Here is a 15,284-nt window from a genome sequence, read left to right as displayed (position 1 = left end):
AACACATGTCTGCTTTATACTTTTATCTATTTTTTATCATCTATCCAATATTGGCTTTATGGCCAAAAAGTTTCCAAAAATCAGGACATAAATCTTGGGAAGCATTTATTCCTGGATATAATTATGCAATTGCATCAAAAATTGCAGGTCAACCAGCATGGTGGGCCTTTTTAATGGTAATCCCTGGGATCCATATTATCATGTGGATGGTATTTAATGTTAGTTATATCAGAAAACATGGATTTTTCTCATTAACAGACACGCTACAGGGAATATTCTTCCCATTTTTAATCATGGCTAAAATCGCCAATGATGAAACAGTTCAACCCAATTATACTACAGATTGGGAAAACCAAAAAGATATTGAACGACGTAAAAATGGAGATCATCTTGTACTCTTCTTAACCCTTCCAATAATTGGACATGTTGTTGCATATGCTTTAAGTTTTATGCAAAAAAAGAAGAAAGGGAAAAAGACAGTTATTAAAGAATGGGGAGACAGTATTTTATTTGCATTAGTTGCTGCAAGCGCGATTAGAACTTATGTTTTCGAACCATTTCAGATTCCGACCGGTTCGATGGAGAAAACATTATTGGTTGGTGATTTCTTAGTTGTAAATAAAATGGCCTATGGATCAAAAGTTCCTGTTACTCCATTATCGTTTCCTTTGGTTCACAACACAATTCCATGGATTAATGTAAAGTCTTACACAACTCTTGAAAAACTAGAATACACAAGACTTCCTGGATGGGATAATATCAATAATTATGACGTTGTGGTTTTCAATTACCCTTCAGGTGACACTGCAGTTTATGACCCAAGAATGCCAAACGGTTTAATGGGACATGACTATCATGGTATTGTAAATAACGAAGCTAAGAGACTATTTGAGGAATCGATTGACAAAAGTAAAATTCCAAACAGTAACGCATTATTACAAAAACGCAGACAAGATTTATCAAAGATATATCAAGGTGAAGCCTTAGATAGTGCAATGCAAATTGAGGCCCAGAAACTAGATAAAAACTTATCAAAAATCATTGATGGAATTTATCAAGACTATATCGATAACATTGAGGAATGGAAGGATAAAGCCAGACATGAAATTGCTGTAAATAAAAGAACTTTTTCCGGAAGTGAAGGAAGAATGATTAATCATTATGGTGTTGTTTACCGTCCTGTTGACAAAAGGGAAAACTATATCAAAAGATGTATTGGTATTCCAGGAGATTCACTGAGAATTGAAGATGCGCAAGTATATGTTAACGGTGAAAAAGCACCAATTTTTGAACATCAAAACTTACAGTATCAAGTTTCAAACATAACAATACCTTCTCCGCGAGTCATGAAATCTAAATATGGTTTAGAAATTGACCGTGATTATTACAACAACGGAAGAATTATGAACTTGACTGCGACTGAATTGGAAGCATTGAAAGAAAACTATCCAGATGCACAGTTTGAGTTGATCAACCCAAAGCGTCAAAACGTGGCAGAACAAACTGCTTCACAGAAAATCAATAATTTAAATTATTATCCAAAATCTTTGGCACATAGTAATACTGTTTCAAACTTTGAATCATTTTGGGTACCAAAAAAAGGAGAAACAATTGAATTGAATGCACATAATGTGGCTTGGTATGAACGTGTGATTACGGCCTACGAATTGCACACATTTGAAGAAAAAGATGGTGAATACTTCATTGATGGAAAGGAAGCTACAGACTATACTTTTGAGCTAGATTACTATTGGATGATGGGAGACAATCGATACAACTCTGCAGACTCTAGGGTTTGGGGATTCGTGCCTGAAGATCACATTGTAGGTAGAGCATCAATGGTTTGGTATTCTAGCGATCCTAATGGTGGTGTAAGAACTGAAAGATTATTTACGAAAATTAAATAATGATCTATTCGACAAATTACTTTGGGAGCATTCCATATTTTCAATCAATTGTAAAAGGAAGTAAAATTGTAATTGATCTCCACGAACATTACAAAAAACAGACTTGGAGAAATCGTACTCAAATACTTGAAAGTAATGGTCCGATGTATCTTAGCGTGCCTGTCATTCGTCCTAACGGAAGTAAAACTCCTGTGAAAGATGTAAAAATCAGCAACGAAACAAATTGGAGAAAAGACCATTGGAAGGCAATTCAAAGTAGTTACCAACATGCCCCCTATTTCTTTTACTACGGTCCACAAATAAAAGCATTGATATTTCACGAAGAAGAATTACTTTATAAATTCAATCGGTACATCATGGAACAACTCTTTTCGTGGTTAGATTTAGATATTGAAGTTAGTTACTCTGAAGAATATATCATTCCAAAAGATGAGGAAGATTACAGAATTGCATTGGACCATAAAAAGTTTGCCATTGAACAAAAAGAATACATCCAAGTATTTTCAGATAAATACCCGTTTTTTCCGAATCTTTCAATTTTAGATTTACTCATGAATGAAGGTCCTTTGGCAAGAAACTATATTTTACCACGGTAATTTATACTACTTAACAATATATTCATCTAAAATTATTAAGGTTTAATCTAATTATTAGAAATTTTAACACCTTTTTCTCAAAATAATTTTGATATAACGAACCTTTGAACTACTTTTACATCGATTTAGGTGGTTAGGTTAGGTTGATTAGTAAGAGGGAATTAGGACGCTCGTCCAGTTCCCTCTTACGTTTTTATAGACTTTTTTCACCGCAATTACATTCAATATTCCTTTATCCATAGACTTGGAAATAAAGCCAATCATTTACATTAACACCACATGCAGCTGCAAACTCTATTATTGAAATAAGTAAAAAAGAAAATTGTCTGAAAATGACTTTGATTAATGGATCCTGATAGGTTCACCTAAAAATTTTGGTTCAACACCAAAAACCACATCTAAAATTGCTTTACTTCGGGCGAAGTATTCTCTAATCTTAGTTTTTAAACCATAATTATGACCAACATCTTTAGCATTGAATCCAATAGCGTTAATTCCATTTTTACTGGCCAAATAAATCGCTCTTTCATTATGAAATTTTTGAGAAATGATGGTTATTTTATTTTGACCAAATACCTTTAATGCGCGAACAACAGAATCTAAAGTGCGAAACCCTGCATAATCAAGAAATATTTTAGCTGCAGGAACTCCGTTTTTAATCAGCTCTTCTTTAAAAGATGCAGGTTCATTATAATATTTTGTGCTGTTGTCTCCACTTACTAATATAAAATCGATTTTCCCATTTTTATATAATTGTACAGCAGCATCAATCCTAAATTTAAAGTATAAGTTAATTCCACCTGCAGCACGATATTTTGCAGTTCCCAACACTACCCCTACTCTATTTTGACTTATTTTATTTACATCATCGAAAGTTTTGTTTTCTGCTGAATTTTCAACGATAACATTCGAAAAATAACCAAATAGTCCAGCAAAAAGTAAGCTAGCAAAAATGACGATTAAAATTAACCGTCCTTTTCTTTTAAATATATTTCTATTCTTCGTTCTCAATTCTTTTAAAATATTACAAAATTGTGTTTTTAAGGCCTTCAAGGATAAAATACCAAGAATACCTCCACATTGATCTTGTTGGATCTCTTTCAAAACCAACAACCTCACTATGTTTTTCTATTGGTGGATTCAATAATTTACTGGCAAGAAATGAAACGACCTTTCTTTCTTTTCCTTTTTTATTATATACATCTAAAGCTACATCTTGGGATTTAAGCATAAAGCTTCCATCCGCATCTCCTTTCGAAACCATGTGAGACTTTAATTCAGTGATAAAACCTGTTAATTCCACGTTTACCGCAGGTTTCAACATACTATTTAATGAACTTGTTTCAATATTTTGAGCATGAACATTTAATTGAAAAGTTTCAACTTTGGCGTATTGATTATAAGAAATATCCACATTTACATCAGATGTTTCACCAAGAGAAAAACCACCAATTAATAAAATATTTTGTTCCAATTCAGGCTTATTATTGATGTGTTTAACGTTAGCATGAACATTTTTCAATTCTATTTGACTAATTTTTCCATCTTCCCCTTTCATAGCATAGGAAATACTTGAATGATCAACCTTCAATAAATTTCCATCGATTTTAAATCCTAAATTTTGAAATATTTGACCATAAGTGGGTTTAATTTGAGTAGTTTGTGGAATGGTTTTATCTCTATAAACGTCCAAATCAAAAGAGTCAATTTGTATTTCATTTACTGCTATTTGATTTAATTTATTTTGATTGATGTCCAAGGTTAAACTATCCAAGGACAAAGCATGTGCAACCAATTGAACGTGTTCCTTTTGTTCTGGAATATAATTGATGTAATCTTCTTTAGAATAACGTGTAAACACCTTAAAGGTATTCAATTTTAACTGTTGATCTCCATACGTTAATCCACTACATCCAATATCGTGTAATACTCCTGCGTTATGTCTTAAGTAATCAACTTTCAAATCCTTAAGATTACTCAACTGAATATCCTTTAAATCATCAAAATGCGCGTTCAATGTTACTCCATTCACATACGTCATTGTATCTATTTTCCCAAGGGAATCTTCCTTCAAAGCATAAAAATCAAGATTACTCACACTTAAATCTTCTAATGCGAATGGCTTTCTATCTTTCTTTTTCTTGGAGTAGTGCTTTTTTGATTTTGTTGAATCAGCTTTAATCAAATCAACATGAACGTCATTCAAATCTGCATTCGTAATTAAAATCGTGTCTGAGAATAAAATTTTAGATAAGCCAAAAGTAAGTTGAATATCCTTAACTTTTACACTTAGCCTATCATTTGTGAATCTTAAACCTTTGAATTGAATATCGCCTTTATAATTCAATTCAAATTCATCATACTCAACTGACTCTTCTTTCGAAATTTGTTTTTCAATATAAGACTCTAACGCATACAGTCCTGCAAATAGCAAAACAGCTATTACCACAATTCCAATGAGTATTCCTTTGAGTGCTTTCATGAATTAATTTGAATTACTAAAGATAAAATAATATGATGTAACCCAAGCTATATTTGTGTTAAAAGCTCATATTTATTAAATCTATTAAAAGAAAAATATCGACTAAACTAAAGAGTTGTAATTATAATTTGGAGGTATAATCTACAGCTTTAAATGATGGTAAGATACTAAGTAAAAAGGCATAAGGTATTATTCCTGCTTGTGTTTCCAACATTGATTCTGGTAATAAAGCAAAAAACAACATCAAAATTATTCCACATCTCCAACTCCAAAAAGGATCTTCTGCTTTTTTGATAAAACTAGTGAGCAGGGTCAACAATAAGAACAAACTTCCCAAAACCCCTAAAGCAATATGCGAATTAAAAAATTGATTATGGCTATTGAGTTTTTTGTCTGCAACTGCAATATATCCATTATCGTAATTCTTTTGAATCAATTGATCCTTAACGTCTCCTGTACCAAACCCAAGCCAAAACCTTTCTTTGATTAGGTCAATAGATGAGTCCCAAACCATAATTCTAGCTGCAGTACTACTTGGATTATTAACATCATAATTTTCTATGGGTTGCAATACTGTTTTAAAAGAATCAGAAACCCTATCGAATATACGAGGAACAAATAATTGGAGTACAAGAAATACTGAAAGCACTAAAATTGAAATAGTTTTAATCGTTTTCTTTCTATCAAAGGTCTTCATCAAAATGGAGCTTCCCCAAAGGGTCAACACAAAAACGAAAATCATTCCAACTTTTGACCCTGACAAAACAATAGCCAGAGCAATCAACACAGAAGCGATGATATATTTTTTAAGATATTTTTCTTCAACACCAGACTTAAGAATTTTCAATAAGAAAAAATAGGCTATCGAAAGGTAAACAGCCCAATATCCACGATGCATAAAGTGAGAAAGATTCTCATTTGTAAAAAGATAAATGAATCGATCACCTAAAATATATGAATATAAGGAAAGAATCAAGTTGATGAAAAAAGAGATTAATGCCCCGATTATAAAGCAATGTATAAAATAATTCCAATCAATTTTAGCTTTATAAAATAGATAGAAAACAGGTAAAATACCTAATGTTGCTTTCATCCCCAAATCAAGATTTGCAAAGCCCATATTTTCAGTTTGCCACAATCCAACAACATGCATTAAGTAAAAGAGTAAGAGCCATATTCCTGGATTCTTAAAACTAAGTTGAGCAAGAAAATGGTTTTTATCGATTTTCGGATTTCTAATCAATTGCTCTACTATAATAACAGCTATACAAATCCCCAACATATCTGAAAGAAAAGGAATAACAAAGGCCATTAAATAGATTCCTATACTTCTCGATTTGACGATATTATTGAATCCTGTTATTATTTGATTTTTCATTGGGTACAATTATCTAAATACAAATCTATAGGTTATAGTTCCCTCTTGTTTTCGAGGAGCTTCACCAGCATAATTAAACCTAGATTTCATTGCATATTCTTTGGCTTTTTCTAACATACACGCTGTTGCATTCTGACTTTTTGATTCATCGACTTCAGCATCTGTAACATTTCCTCCTACATCTACAGTGATCTTCACTCGAACAACTCCATTAACATTTCCACATGTATAACCAGGATTTCTTACATACCAATCATTATGATTCAATGGATGACGATCGTGTAAAGAATAAGAAACCATTGTTTTTCCTGCAATCGCTTCACCACTGGTTTGCTTATTACTTTTATCCTCTGAGGATTTTGAATTTTGTTTGTTTTGTTGTTCTGAGCTTTGTTCTGTAGTAGGTGATTTTTTGCCATTTTTTTCTTCTCTACGGCGTCTTATTTCATCTTTCAAGCTCTGCTCATAATCATCTTCCAATTGCTCTGGATTAGAACTTGATTGAGATGATGTATAGTTTATGTTATGTTTATTTGTTCGATTTCGCTTGTCGTTCTCATTTCTTACAAAAGAAGAAACCTTTTCGTTAGGCTGCAGAAGTTGTTGTTCTTCTGGTGTCTGAATTTGGTCGGGAGTAATTTCAATATTATCTTTTTCTTCATGAGCGGTATTAAACTCCCAAGGATGAAAAATCACTGCCTCTTTGTAAGTTTCAACTTGGAAATAAATAAATATAGCAATGTGAACAGCTATGGTGATTAAAATCCCATATTTATGTCGTTCAATAAAATCAATAATCTTACTCATTACTCCTTTAAACTTATAATTTCCTTTTTGACTTTATCAAAGTATGAGACCTCATGATCTTTAACAAGTTGATAAAGATTTGGAGAGTATTCTGAAATTCGATGATAAGATACCTCAACCATCAAACTATTGTCAATTCCTATTAATCCATAAAGTCCTTGTTTCTTAACCAATAGAATAGAATCAGAAAGCCTTTTAATCGATTCAAATTCTAAAGGAACGATCAACTCATTTTCAATATCAATTAGGCCAACTTTACCTTCTTTCTCAACAATTGCCTTTCCGTTAACAAACTCAAAGGCATAGTCGTATTGATAATCAATTTTAAGTCTAACATTTGAATTGGCATACCCCCAGCCATCACCTTTACTAACTGGAATCAAATCTCCATAAGTTCCAATTCCTTTAAAAATGGCGGGTAAAACTGAATTTCCAACACTGTCGATCATTGCATATTTATTCATTCTTTTCAAAATCACATGTCCATTTTTAAACTGTGAAAATTGAAGATAATTTGGATAGACATGATGCTTTATTGGAATAACAATTTCTCCTTTCCCATTTACAAAACCAAACTTTCCATCCCTTTCTACAATTGCACGATTGTTGACTAATGTTCCTATTTGATCAAATCCGTTCTCAAACAAATATGTTCCATTTGCATACATCAAATTCATGCTATCTCTTAAAATATGAACATAAATAGAATCTTTAAAATGAGTTAGCGTTCCATTTGTTGTCGAAACAATAAAAGACCCATCTAATCCGATATAACCAGACTCATTTCCTTTTCTAACCTTTGCTTTTCCATCTTGATGAGCAAATGCTTCATCGAAAATAGTTGAAAAAGCTAGTGAACCATCCAAAGTATAATATTGGAATCCGCTATCGCTCTGAACATAGGCAATACCATCATTAAAAGAACCAATATCTTCAAATTCAGGATTTAAAACATAAGTACCTGAAACATCAATCATACCATATTTATCCTTTTCTACCACTACTGCCCTTCCTTGATCAAAATCCATAGCTTCCTCATATTGATAATCGATTAAGAGTTCACCATCTTTATTGATGTATCCATGATTTCCTTCTTTAATAACAACAGCCAAACCGTTTTTAAATTGTCCAGCATATTCGAAATTAGCTTTTATTACCACATTTCCTCTTTCATCCATAAATCCATATTTATTATTTTGGATAAATTGATAAAGCTTCTTCCCTACTAATTTTAAGTCTTGTTCAATTAATTCTGGAAAAGGAAAATCTGGGTAAGCGTTAGAAAAACTCAAGATGGTTTCTTTCTGATAATCTGCAATTGACAAGCGGTATAAACTTGTCCAAGCATCATCAATAAAAACATTGTCAGGATAGCGACGAATAAAACTATTAAAGGCTGAAATGGTCTTCTCCTTCGTCTCAAGCATATAAACCTGATAATGAGCATCTCTTACCAAAGGATTATTGGGGAATTTTTCAATGAATTCTAAAAACGAAGCTGTTTTTCCTCCTTTTATCGTTTCATTGTATTGCGCTCTAAATAGCAATGATTGCGCTTTGTGCCTCCATTCACTATCCTCAAACTTTCTAATATACTCAGATAAAGCATAACTGGAGCCATCTTCTTTAGCAATGTAAAAGGCAAGTGAATCCCTTCTTCGTTCTGCTATTTCCTTTTTAGCAGACCATGGATTTTTTGCAATAAAATATTGATAAGCAACAACAGAATTCTCTTTTTCTGCTTCTAAAAAAGCATAATCACTCACAGCTTTTCGGTGTTGTTTAGCTTTCTCAATACTGAAATCAAGTTTTTCCAACCATTTATCTCTTGTTTTTTGAGTAGCCTCTTTATAAGATTCAATGGACAATAAACTATAGTGATAAGCTGAATCCTGATGATGAAATGGATTATCATTTCTAAAATAAATTAGACTCAGTCCATATGCAGCAGGAGATTCATCCTTTTTCAAGGATTTTTCAAAATATTGTTTCGCATCAAAATAATTATAATTATTAAGCGCTTCAAATCCTTTATTTATTTTACATGATCCTAAAACCAATGATAACAAAGTGATAAAAACAATTATGATTTGCTGTGTTCGATTCATTCTCTTTTATATATGTATCACAAAGATAAAAAATACCTTCCATCCATTCGCATTATTTATACTTTCATTAATCCTTAACTAGAATTATATTTTCTGATTTAATTTACAAAAAAAAATCCATATCGCATTCCATAACAATTAAAAGCAGTTCTTTTCTTCTTATTTTTACAGATTAAAATTATAAGTCTATGAAGTACTTCTCTTTACTCTGCCTATTATTCTTGATTACATCTTGTTACAAAGGAAAAGATGTTGACCTAATTATTCATAATGCAAATGTGAACATCATGAATGATCAATTAGAAAAAGCAGAAGCTATTGCCATTAAAGATGGAAAAATTGTTGAGGTCGGTCCTGAACGACAAATCCTGAACAAATATGCATCAGATCAAATCATAAACGCTCAAAAAAAAGATGTATTTCCAGGATTTCATGATGCACATGGGCACCTAACGAGCTTGGCTAAACAGCGATTAAGCGTTGACTTAAGAAACACCAGTTCTTACTATGAAGTCATCGGTCGTCTGGAAAAACATCAAAGCAAAAAGCAACAAGAAATCATTATTGGTCGAGGCTGGGATCAAAGCCTATGGAATGAAAAAGAATTACCAAACAATGATTTATTGAATAAAGCTTTTCCAACAGTTCCTGTAGCTTTAACTAGAATTGATGGACATGCAATGTTGATTAATAATGCAATGATGGAACATGTTGGTATTACCGATACCACAACCATTGATGGAGGTGTCATTTTAAAAAAAGACGGTAAATTGACTGGTATCCTTTTAGACCATGCCATTGACATCGTTAATTTTAATATTCCTGACCCAAGTAAAGCTGAAATTAAAGCTTCAATTTTAGACATACAAAGTGATTTACTTGCAGCGGGAATTACACATATTCACGAAGCAGGACTTTACAAAAGAGATCTTGACATTTTAATTGAATTGGCCGAAGAAAATGCATTGGAAATCAATATTTATGCGATGCTACTTCCAACAGAGAACAATATTCAATTTGCAAAAGAAAATGGGCATTATCAAAACAATCATCTTAGTGTGCAAAGCTTTAAGGTAATTGCAGATGGAGCATTAGGATCTCACGGAGCATGTATGATTAATCCATATTCAGACGACTCAACAAATCATGGAATATTATTAAAAAGTCCAGAAAGAATTAAGGAAATCTTTAACCTTGCTAAAAAGCTAAACTTTCAAGTGAACAGTCATTGCATTGGCGACTCTGCAAATCGTTTGGTGTTAAACATTATAGACACACTCATGAAAGATAGACCTGATCACAGATGGAGGATTGAACACGCACAAATAGTAAATCCTCAAGACCTAAAGCTTTTTGCTTCTTCAGGCGTTTTACCCTCGGTTCAGCCAACACATGCAACTTCAGATCAACGATGGGCTGAAAATCATATTGGAAAAGAGCGACTAAACAATGGTGCTTATGCTTACAATTCACTATACAAACAGTCAGGAATGATTATTTTTGGTACAGACTTCCCAATTGAACACTACGACCCATTTGCAACAATTCATGCTGCAGTTCAACGAAAAAGTTCCAATAATGAACCCATCGACGGATTTGTACCAAAAGAAGCTGTTGATCTTTCAACAACTTTAAAAGCAATGACCCTTTGGGCTGCCTACGGATGTTTTGGAGAATCGAAATATGGTTCACTAGAAAAAGGAAAACAAGCCAACATTTCAATTTTCGATCAAAAAGTACAAAGTACATCTTCATTTTTACCTAATTATGCATGGCTTACAATTGTAGAAGGAGAAATTGTTTTCGATATGCGATAAATACAAATTAGGTCATTCTCCTAAAAAGCAATAAATTTAAAGATGATTAAAAACATTCTCCCATTGAAATTCAAACTTATTCTTACCCAAGTCATTGCGCTTTTACTTAGTTTTAATCATGTATTTGGTCAATTTGGATTTCAATATAGCGACAGCATTATTGTTAAAAAAGGCGCTGATACACTTAATTATGCTTGGACAGGAGGATTAAATCATGCCCAATTCTCAACTATAGATTATAATTTTGATGGTCTTGAAGATTTATTCATTTTCGACAGAAGCTCGAATCAAATAATTCTCTTCAAAACAGTTGAGCTTAATGGAGTGAAAAGCTATGAATATGTTTATAATGAAAGAGATAAATTCCCTTCAGATTTAAGGTATAGAACCTCCATGGTTGACTATAATAATGATGGGTTGAAGGATATTTTTACTTATGGAATTGGAGGTGTCAAAGTGTACAAAAACATCGGAAGTCAAGCTAATGGGTTAAAATGGGAATTGGCCGATGATTTACTGTCAACTTTCGATACGAATGGAGGAATTTCAAATTTATATGTAAGTTCTATTGACATTCCAGCTTATGTTGACATTGACCAAGATGGAGATATAGATATATTGACATTTCATATTGGTGGACAAAGGGTAGAATACCATAAAAACATTTCAATGGAAACTTATGGCATTCCAGATTCACTAATTTTTGAAATTAAAGATCCATGTTGGGGTAAGTTTATCGAAAGTGATACCGATAACAATATTCAATTGAATTCAATTATTGGTCCTTGTGATCGTTCTAACTTTTCAGGAACAAGTAATGTTGTACGCCATGCAGGCTCCAGCTTATTGATTCTTGATTTAAATGGAGACAATGCTATGGACATCATTTTGGGTGATGTAGCACATAATAATTTAACCGCACTAACAAATGGAGCTGCACCAAATGACACAGCACTAATGACCAGCATGGACGCAAATTATCCAAGCAATACAACTCCTTTGGACTTACCGATTTTTCCAGCACCTTACTTCATTGATGTAAATCATGACGGAATAAAAGATTTAATTGTTGGTACAAATGCCAGTGGAGGCTCTGAAAACCTTGAAAGTGTTTGGTATTATCAAAATTTAGGTAACAATTCCAACCCTAATTTTTCTTTGGTGAAACGTAATTTTTTACAAGATCAAATGATAGAAAATGGAAAAGGCGCTATTCCTGTTTTGGTAGATTTAAATGAAGATGGATTACTTGACTTATTAATTTCTTCAAATTTCCGCTATTTAGATCCATCAGATAAAATTTCTAAGGTTCAATATTTCCAAAATACTGGTACAACCTCAAATCCAGAATTCACTTTTATATCTGACGATTGGTTAAACCTATCTACTGCCGGATATGGATTGAGAATGCATCCTGCTTTTGGTGATTTGTATGGAGATGGAAAAGTGGAAATGATTTTAGGAACTTCTAATGGTCGACTTCACCTCTACTCGAAATCTGGAACTGGACCTGAAGACTTTGTTCTTCAACAATTGAACATGACAGACAATTTAGGCACTCCAATTGAAGTTAATGCATTTGCTTCACCACAGATATTCGACCTTAACAATGATGGATTATTAGATATAATAATAGGGAGAAAATCTGCTGGATTAAGTTATTACCAAAATATAGGAACGCCGACCCTACCTTCATTTGAACTCGTCACGGACAATCTTGGAAACATTGATATGGGAGAGGTTTTTTCTCCAGATAACTATGCTGTTCCAGCTTTTGTAAGACACAACGATACAACACATTTGTTTGTCGGAAATCAACAAGGAAGTATTTATTATTATACTGATATTGATGAAAACCTCAATGATGGTGACAACTTTATGATGTTATCAGACAATTATTCATATATCCAAACGAGTGCTTATTCAGCCCCTTTTATTTCAAATTTAAGAATTGATGGAAGATATGAAATGCTAGTGGGAACAGATTTAGGTGGAGTATGGTCGTACATTGCTGAAACTACGAGCGATTTAATATTAAGTCATCAAGAATTAGAGCAGATAGAACAATCTTTAAATATTTATCCAAATCCGAGTAAAACAGGAAATTTCACCTTGGAAATCGGGCCTTCTGAACAAACTGTAGAATATGTGATCTATGATAATTTGGGAAGAGTTATTGCGCAACAGAAAGGGATTTCCAATTCATCAAAAATAGATTTATCAAAAGCTGATCAAGGCGTTTATACTTTAATTTTAAAAACGAGTCATCAAATTATTTCAAGTCGTAAAATGGTTATTCAATAGTCATTAAAGCTCAATCAATTTTACAAATCCATTTTTAAAATCAAAAGTATTCTCCATTTCTGGAGGTTTAGAAAATAGGCCAAACATCGTTGATCCAGACCCTGTCATTGCAGCATATTCTGCACCTAAAATATAAAGTTCATTTTTAATTCCCTTCAACTGTTGATATTTTTCCAACATAGGATATTCAAAATCATTGATTAAATCATCCTTCCATGTTCTGATTGGCTGACTTAGCACATTTTCAAGATTATGCTTAGGTGTTGTAGGGCTAATTCCTTGATATGCCTCAGCCGTACTGATATGCGTTCCATCGTTTACAAGCAACAGAAATTTACCCGATAAATCCAAATTAAAATCACAAAGCAACTCTCCTCTTCCTTTTGAAATTTGAGGTGTAGACTTAATAAAGAAAGCACAATCAGAACCTAATATTGCTGCTCTTTTCTGTAAATCATCAGTAGAAAGATTTAAAACAAAAATTTTATTCAACAACAATAAAGCCTCTGCTCCATTTGCAGAACCTCCTCCAAGTCCACCACCCATTGGAATGTTTTTATAGAGGTATATAGATACCGGATCCAAATTGAATTCTTTTTTAAGTAATTCATAAGCTTGAACAACAATATTGGTAGAATGATCCCCAGGAATAGGAAGTCCAGCAGATCTAAAATTAAATTTTTCTGCAGGAACGATCTCTAAAACATCTTTTACAGGAACAGGATACATCAAAGAGTTTATCTCATGGAAACCATCCTTTCGTTTAGCCAAAATATTTAATCCGAGATTTATTTTACAAATTGGAAATGATATCATAGCCCCAAATTTAGAAATAGATAAGTATTTTTTGTAACTTTCGCCCCTCAAAAAGAAATTAATTAATATGTCAATATACTTAGATTTCGAAGAACCAATCAATGCATTAGAGCAACAAATTGCTAAAGCACAAGACATTGGAAAAGATGCAGAATTAGATATGACGGATAAAATCAAAGAATTGGAAGACAAATTAGAGTCTAAAACCAAAGAGATTTTTTCAAATTTGACACCTTGGCAAAGAGTGCAATTATCACGTCATCCAGAAAGACCATATACCTTAGCATATATAGAAGCAATCACGCAAGGAGACTTCCAAGAGCTTCACGGTGATAGAAATGTTTCTGATGATAAAGCTATGGTAGGTGGCTGGGGATCAATAGATGGAAAAACAGTGATGTTTGTTGGTCAGCAAAAAGGAATGAACACAAAGATGCGTCAATACCGTAACTTTGGTATGGCAAATCCTGAAGGATATAGAAAAGCCTTACGTTTGATGAAATTAGCTGAAAAATTCAACAAGCCTATCGTAACCTTCATTGATACGCCTGGAGCATTTCCTGGATTAGAAGCAGAAGAACGTGGACAAGGTGAAGCCATTGCACGTAACATTTATGAAATGATGAACATCAAAGTGCCGATCATTTGTATTATTATTGGTGAAGGAGCTTCTGGAGGAGCATTAGGAATTGGTGTTGGAGACAAAGTAATTATGTTGGAAAATACATGGTACTCTGTTATCTCTCCTGAATCTTGTTCTTCTATTTTATGGAGATCTTGGGACTACAAAGAGAAAGCTGCCGAAGCATTAAAGCTGACTTCTGAAGATATGAAAAGATTGAAGCTTGTTGATGGAATCATTAAAGAACCTATCAATGGAGCTCACAGAAATCCAGAAGAGATGTTCGCTACAGTTAAAAGAGAGGTTAAAAGACACATCACTTTATTGTCTAAAATTGACCCTGCAGAACGTTGTGAAAAAAGAATGAATAAGTTTACCGAAATGGGAGTTTTTAAATAATGCTCTAAACAAAAAATATAAATATTAAGCCTCGATATATGTATCGAG

The 15,284-nt window shown here is 32.9% G+C and carries 11 protein-coding genes; 5 read left to right on the top strand and 6 right to left on the bottom strand.

Annotated elements, in window-relative coordinates; genetic code table 11:
- Positions 1-5 precede the first annotated feature (5 nt).
- The gene (gene lepB, locus DXU93_RS10480; RefSeq protein ID WP_116881242.1) at positions 6-1,907 is read left to right on the top strand and encodes a signal peptidase I; all 1,902 of its coding nucleotides are present in this window, start codon (positions 6-8) and stop codon (positions 1,905-1,907) included.
- The gene (locus DXU93_RS10475) at positions 1,907-2,503 is read left to right on the top strand and encodes a WbqC family protein (protein ID WP_116881241.1); all 597 of its coding nucleotides are present in this window, start codon (positions 1,907-1,909) and stop codon (positions 2,501-2,503) included. Before lepB ends, DXU93_RS10475 begins: the two co-directional genes overlap by 1 nt.
- A gap of 342 nt (positions 2,504-2,845) precedes the next feature.
- Here the strand turns inward: DXU93_RS10475 and DXU93_RS10470 are convergent, their stop codons facing one another.
- The 5 genes from DXU93_RS10470 to DXU93_RS10450 all read right to left on the bottom strand — a co-directional run bounded on the left by DXU93_RS10470 (position 2,846) and on the right by DXU93_RS10450 (position 9,278).
- Complete coding sequence (locus DXU93_RS10470) at positions 2,846-3,514, bottom strand: SanA/YdcF family protein (protein WP_240623452.1); 669 nt, start codon at positions 3,512-3,514, stop codon at positions 2,846-2,848.
- A gap of 13 nt (positions 3,515-3,527) precedes the next feature.
- Entirely contained in the window at positions 3,528-4,985 is a 1,458-nt protein-coding gene (locus tag DXU93_RS10465; protein ID WP_116881240.1) for an AsmA family protein, read from the bottom strand.
- A gap of 121 nt (positions 4,986-5,106) precedes the next feature.
- Positions 5,107-6,363, bottom strand: coding sequence for an O-antigen ligase family protein (locus tag DXU93_RS10460; RefSeq protein WP_116881239.1), 1,257 nt, complete (start codon positions 6,361-6,363; stop codon positions 5,107-5,109).
- A gap of 9 nt (positions 6,364-6,372) precedes the next feature.
- Positions 6,373-7,170 (bottom strand): energy transducer TonB, encoded by a 798-nt coding sequence (locus DXU93_RS10455; RefSeq protein ID WP_116881238.1) that lies wholly within the window; start codon positions 7,168-7,170, stop codon positions 6,373-6,375.
- A complete protein-coding gene (locus DXU93_RS10450) occupies positions 7,170-9,278 on the bottom strand; it encodes a WG repeat-containing protein (protein WP_116881237.1) in 2,109 nt (702 codons plus the stop codon). Before DXU93_RS10450 ends, DXU93_RS10455 begins: the two co-directional genes overlap by 1 nt.
- Before the next feature lie 188 nt (positions 9,279-9,466).
- Here DXU93_RS10450 and DXU93_RS10445 point away from each other — a divergent pair, with 188 nt between their 5' ends.
- Positions 9,467-11,095: an amidohydrolase gene (locus tag DXU93_RS10445; RefSeq protein ID WP_116881236.1), complete on the top strand. Its 1,629-nt coding sequence runs from the start codon at positions 9,467-9,469 to the stop codon at positions 11,093-11,095.
- Positions 11,096-11,137: 42 nt separating this feature from the next.
- Positions 11,138-13,399: a T9SS type A sorting domain-containing protein gene (locus tag DXU93_RS10440; protein WP_116881235.1), complete on the top strand. Its 2,262-nt coding sequence runs from the start codon at positions 11,138-11,140 to the stop codon at positions 13,397-13,399.
- A 3-nt stretch (positions 13,400-13,402) separates the two neighbouring features.
- Here DXU93_RS10440 and ispE read toward each other — a convergent pair whose 3' ends face one another.
- Positions 13,403-14,215: a 4-(cytidine 5'-diphospho)-2-C-methyl-D-erythritol kinase gene (gene ispE, locus DXU93_RS10435; protein ID WP_116881342.1), complete on the bottom strand. Its 813-nt coding sequence runs from the start codon at positions 14,213-14,215 to the stop codon at positions 13,403-13,405.
- A gap of 67 nt (positions 14,216-14,282) precedes the next feature.
- Here ispE and DXU93_RS10430 point away from each other — a divergent pair, with 67 nt between their 5' ends.
- Complete coding sequence (locus tag DXU93_RS10430; protein ID WP_116881234.1) at positions 14,283-15,236, top strand: acetyl-CoA carboxylase carboxyltransferase subunit alpha; 954 nt, start codon at positions 14,283-14,285, stop codon at positions 15,234-15,236.
- The last annotated feature ends 48 nt before the right edge of the window (positions 15,237-15,284 follow it).

This window comes from Brumimicrobium aurantiacum (assembly GCF_003402975.1).
GTDB classification, from domain to species: domain Bacteria; phylum Bacteroidota; class Bacteroidia; order Flavobacteriales_D; family Crocinitomicaceae; genus Brumimicrobium; species Brumimicrobium aurantiacum.
This window is presented reverse-complemented; position numbering and strand designations above follow the sequence as displayed.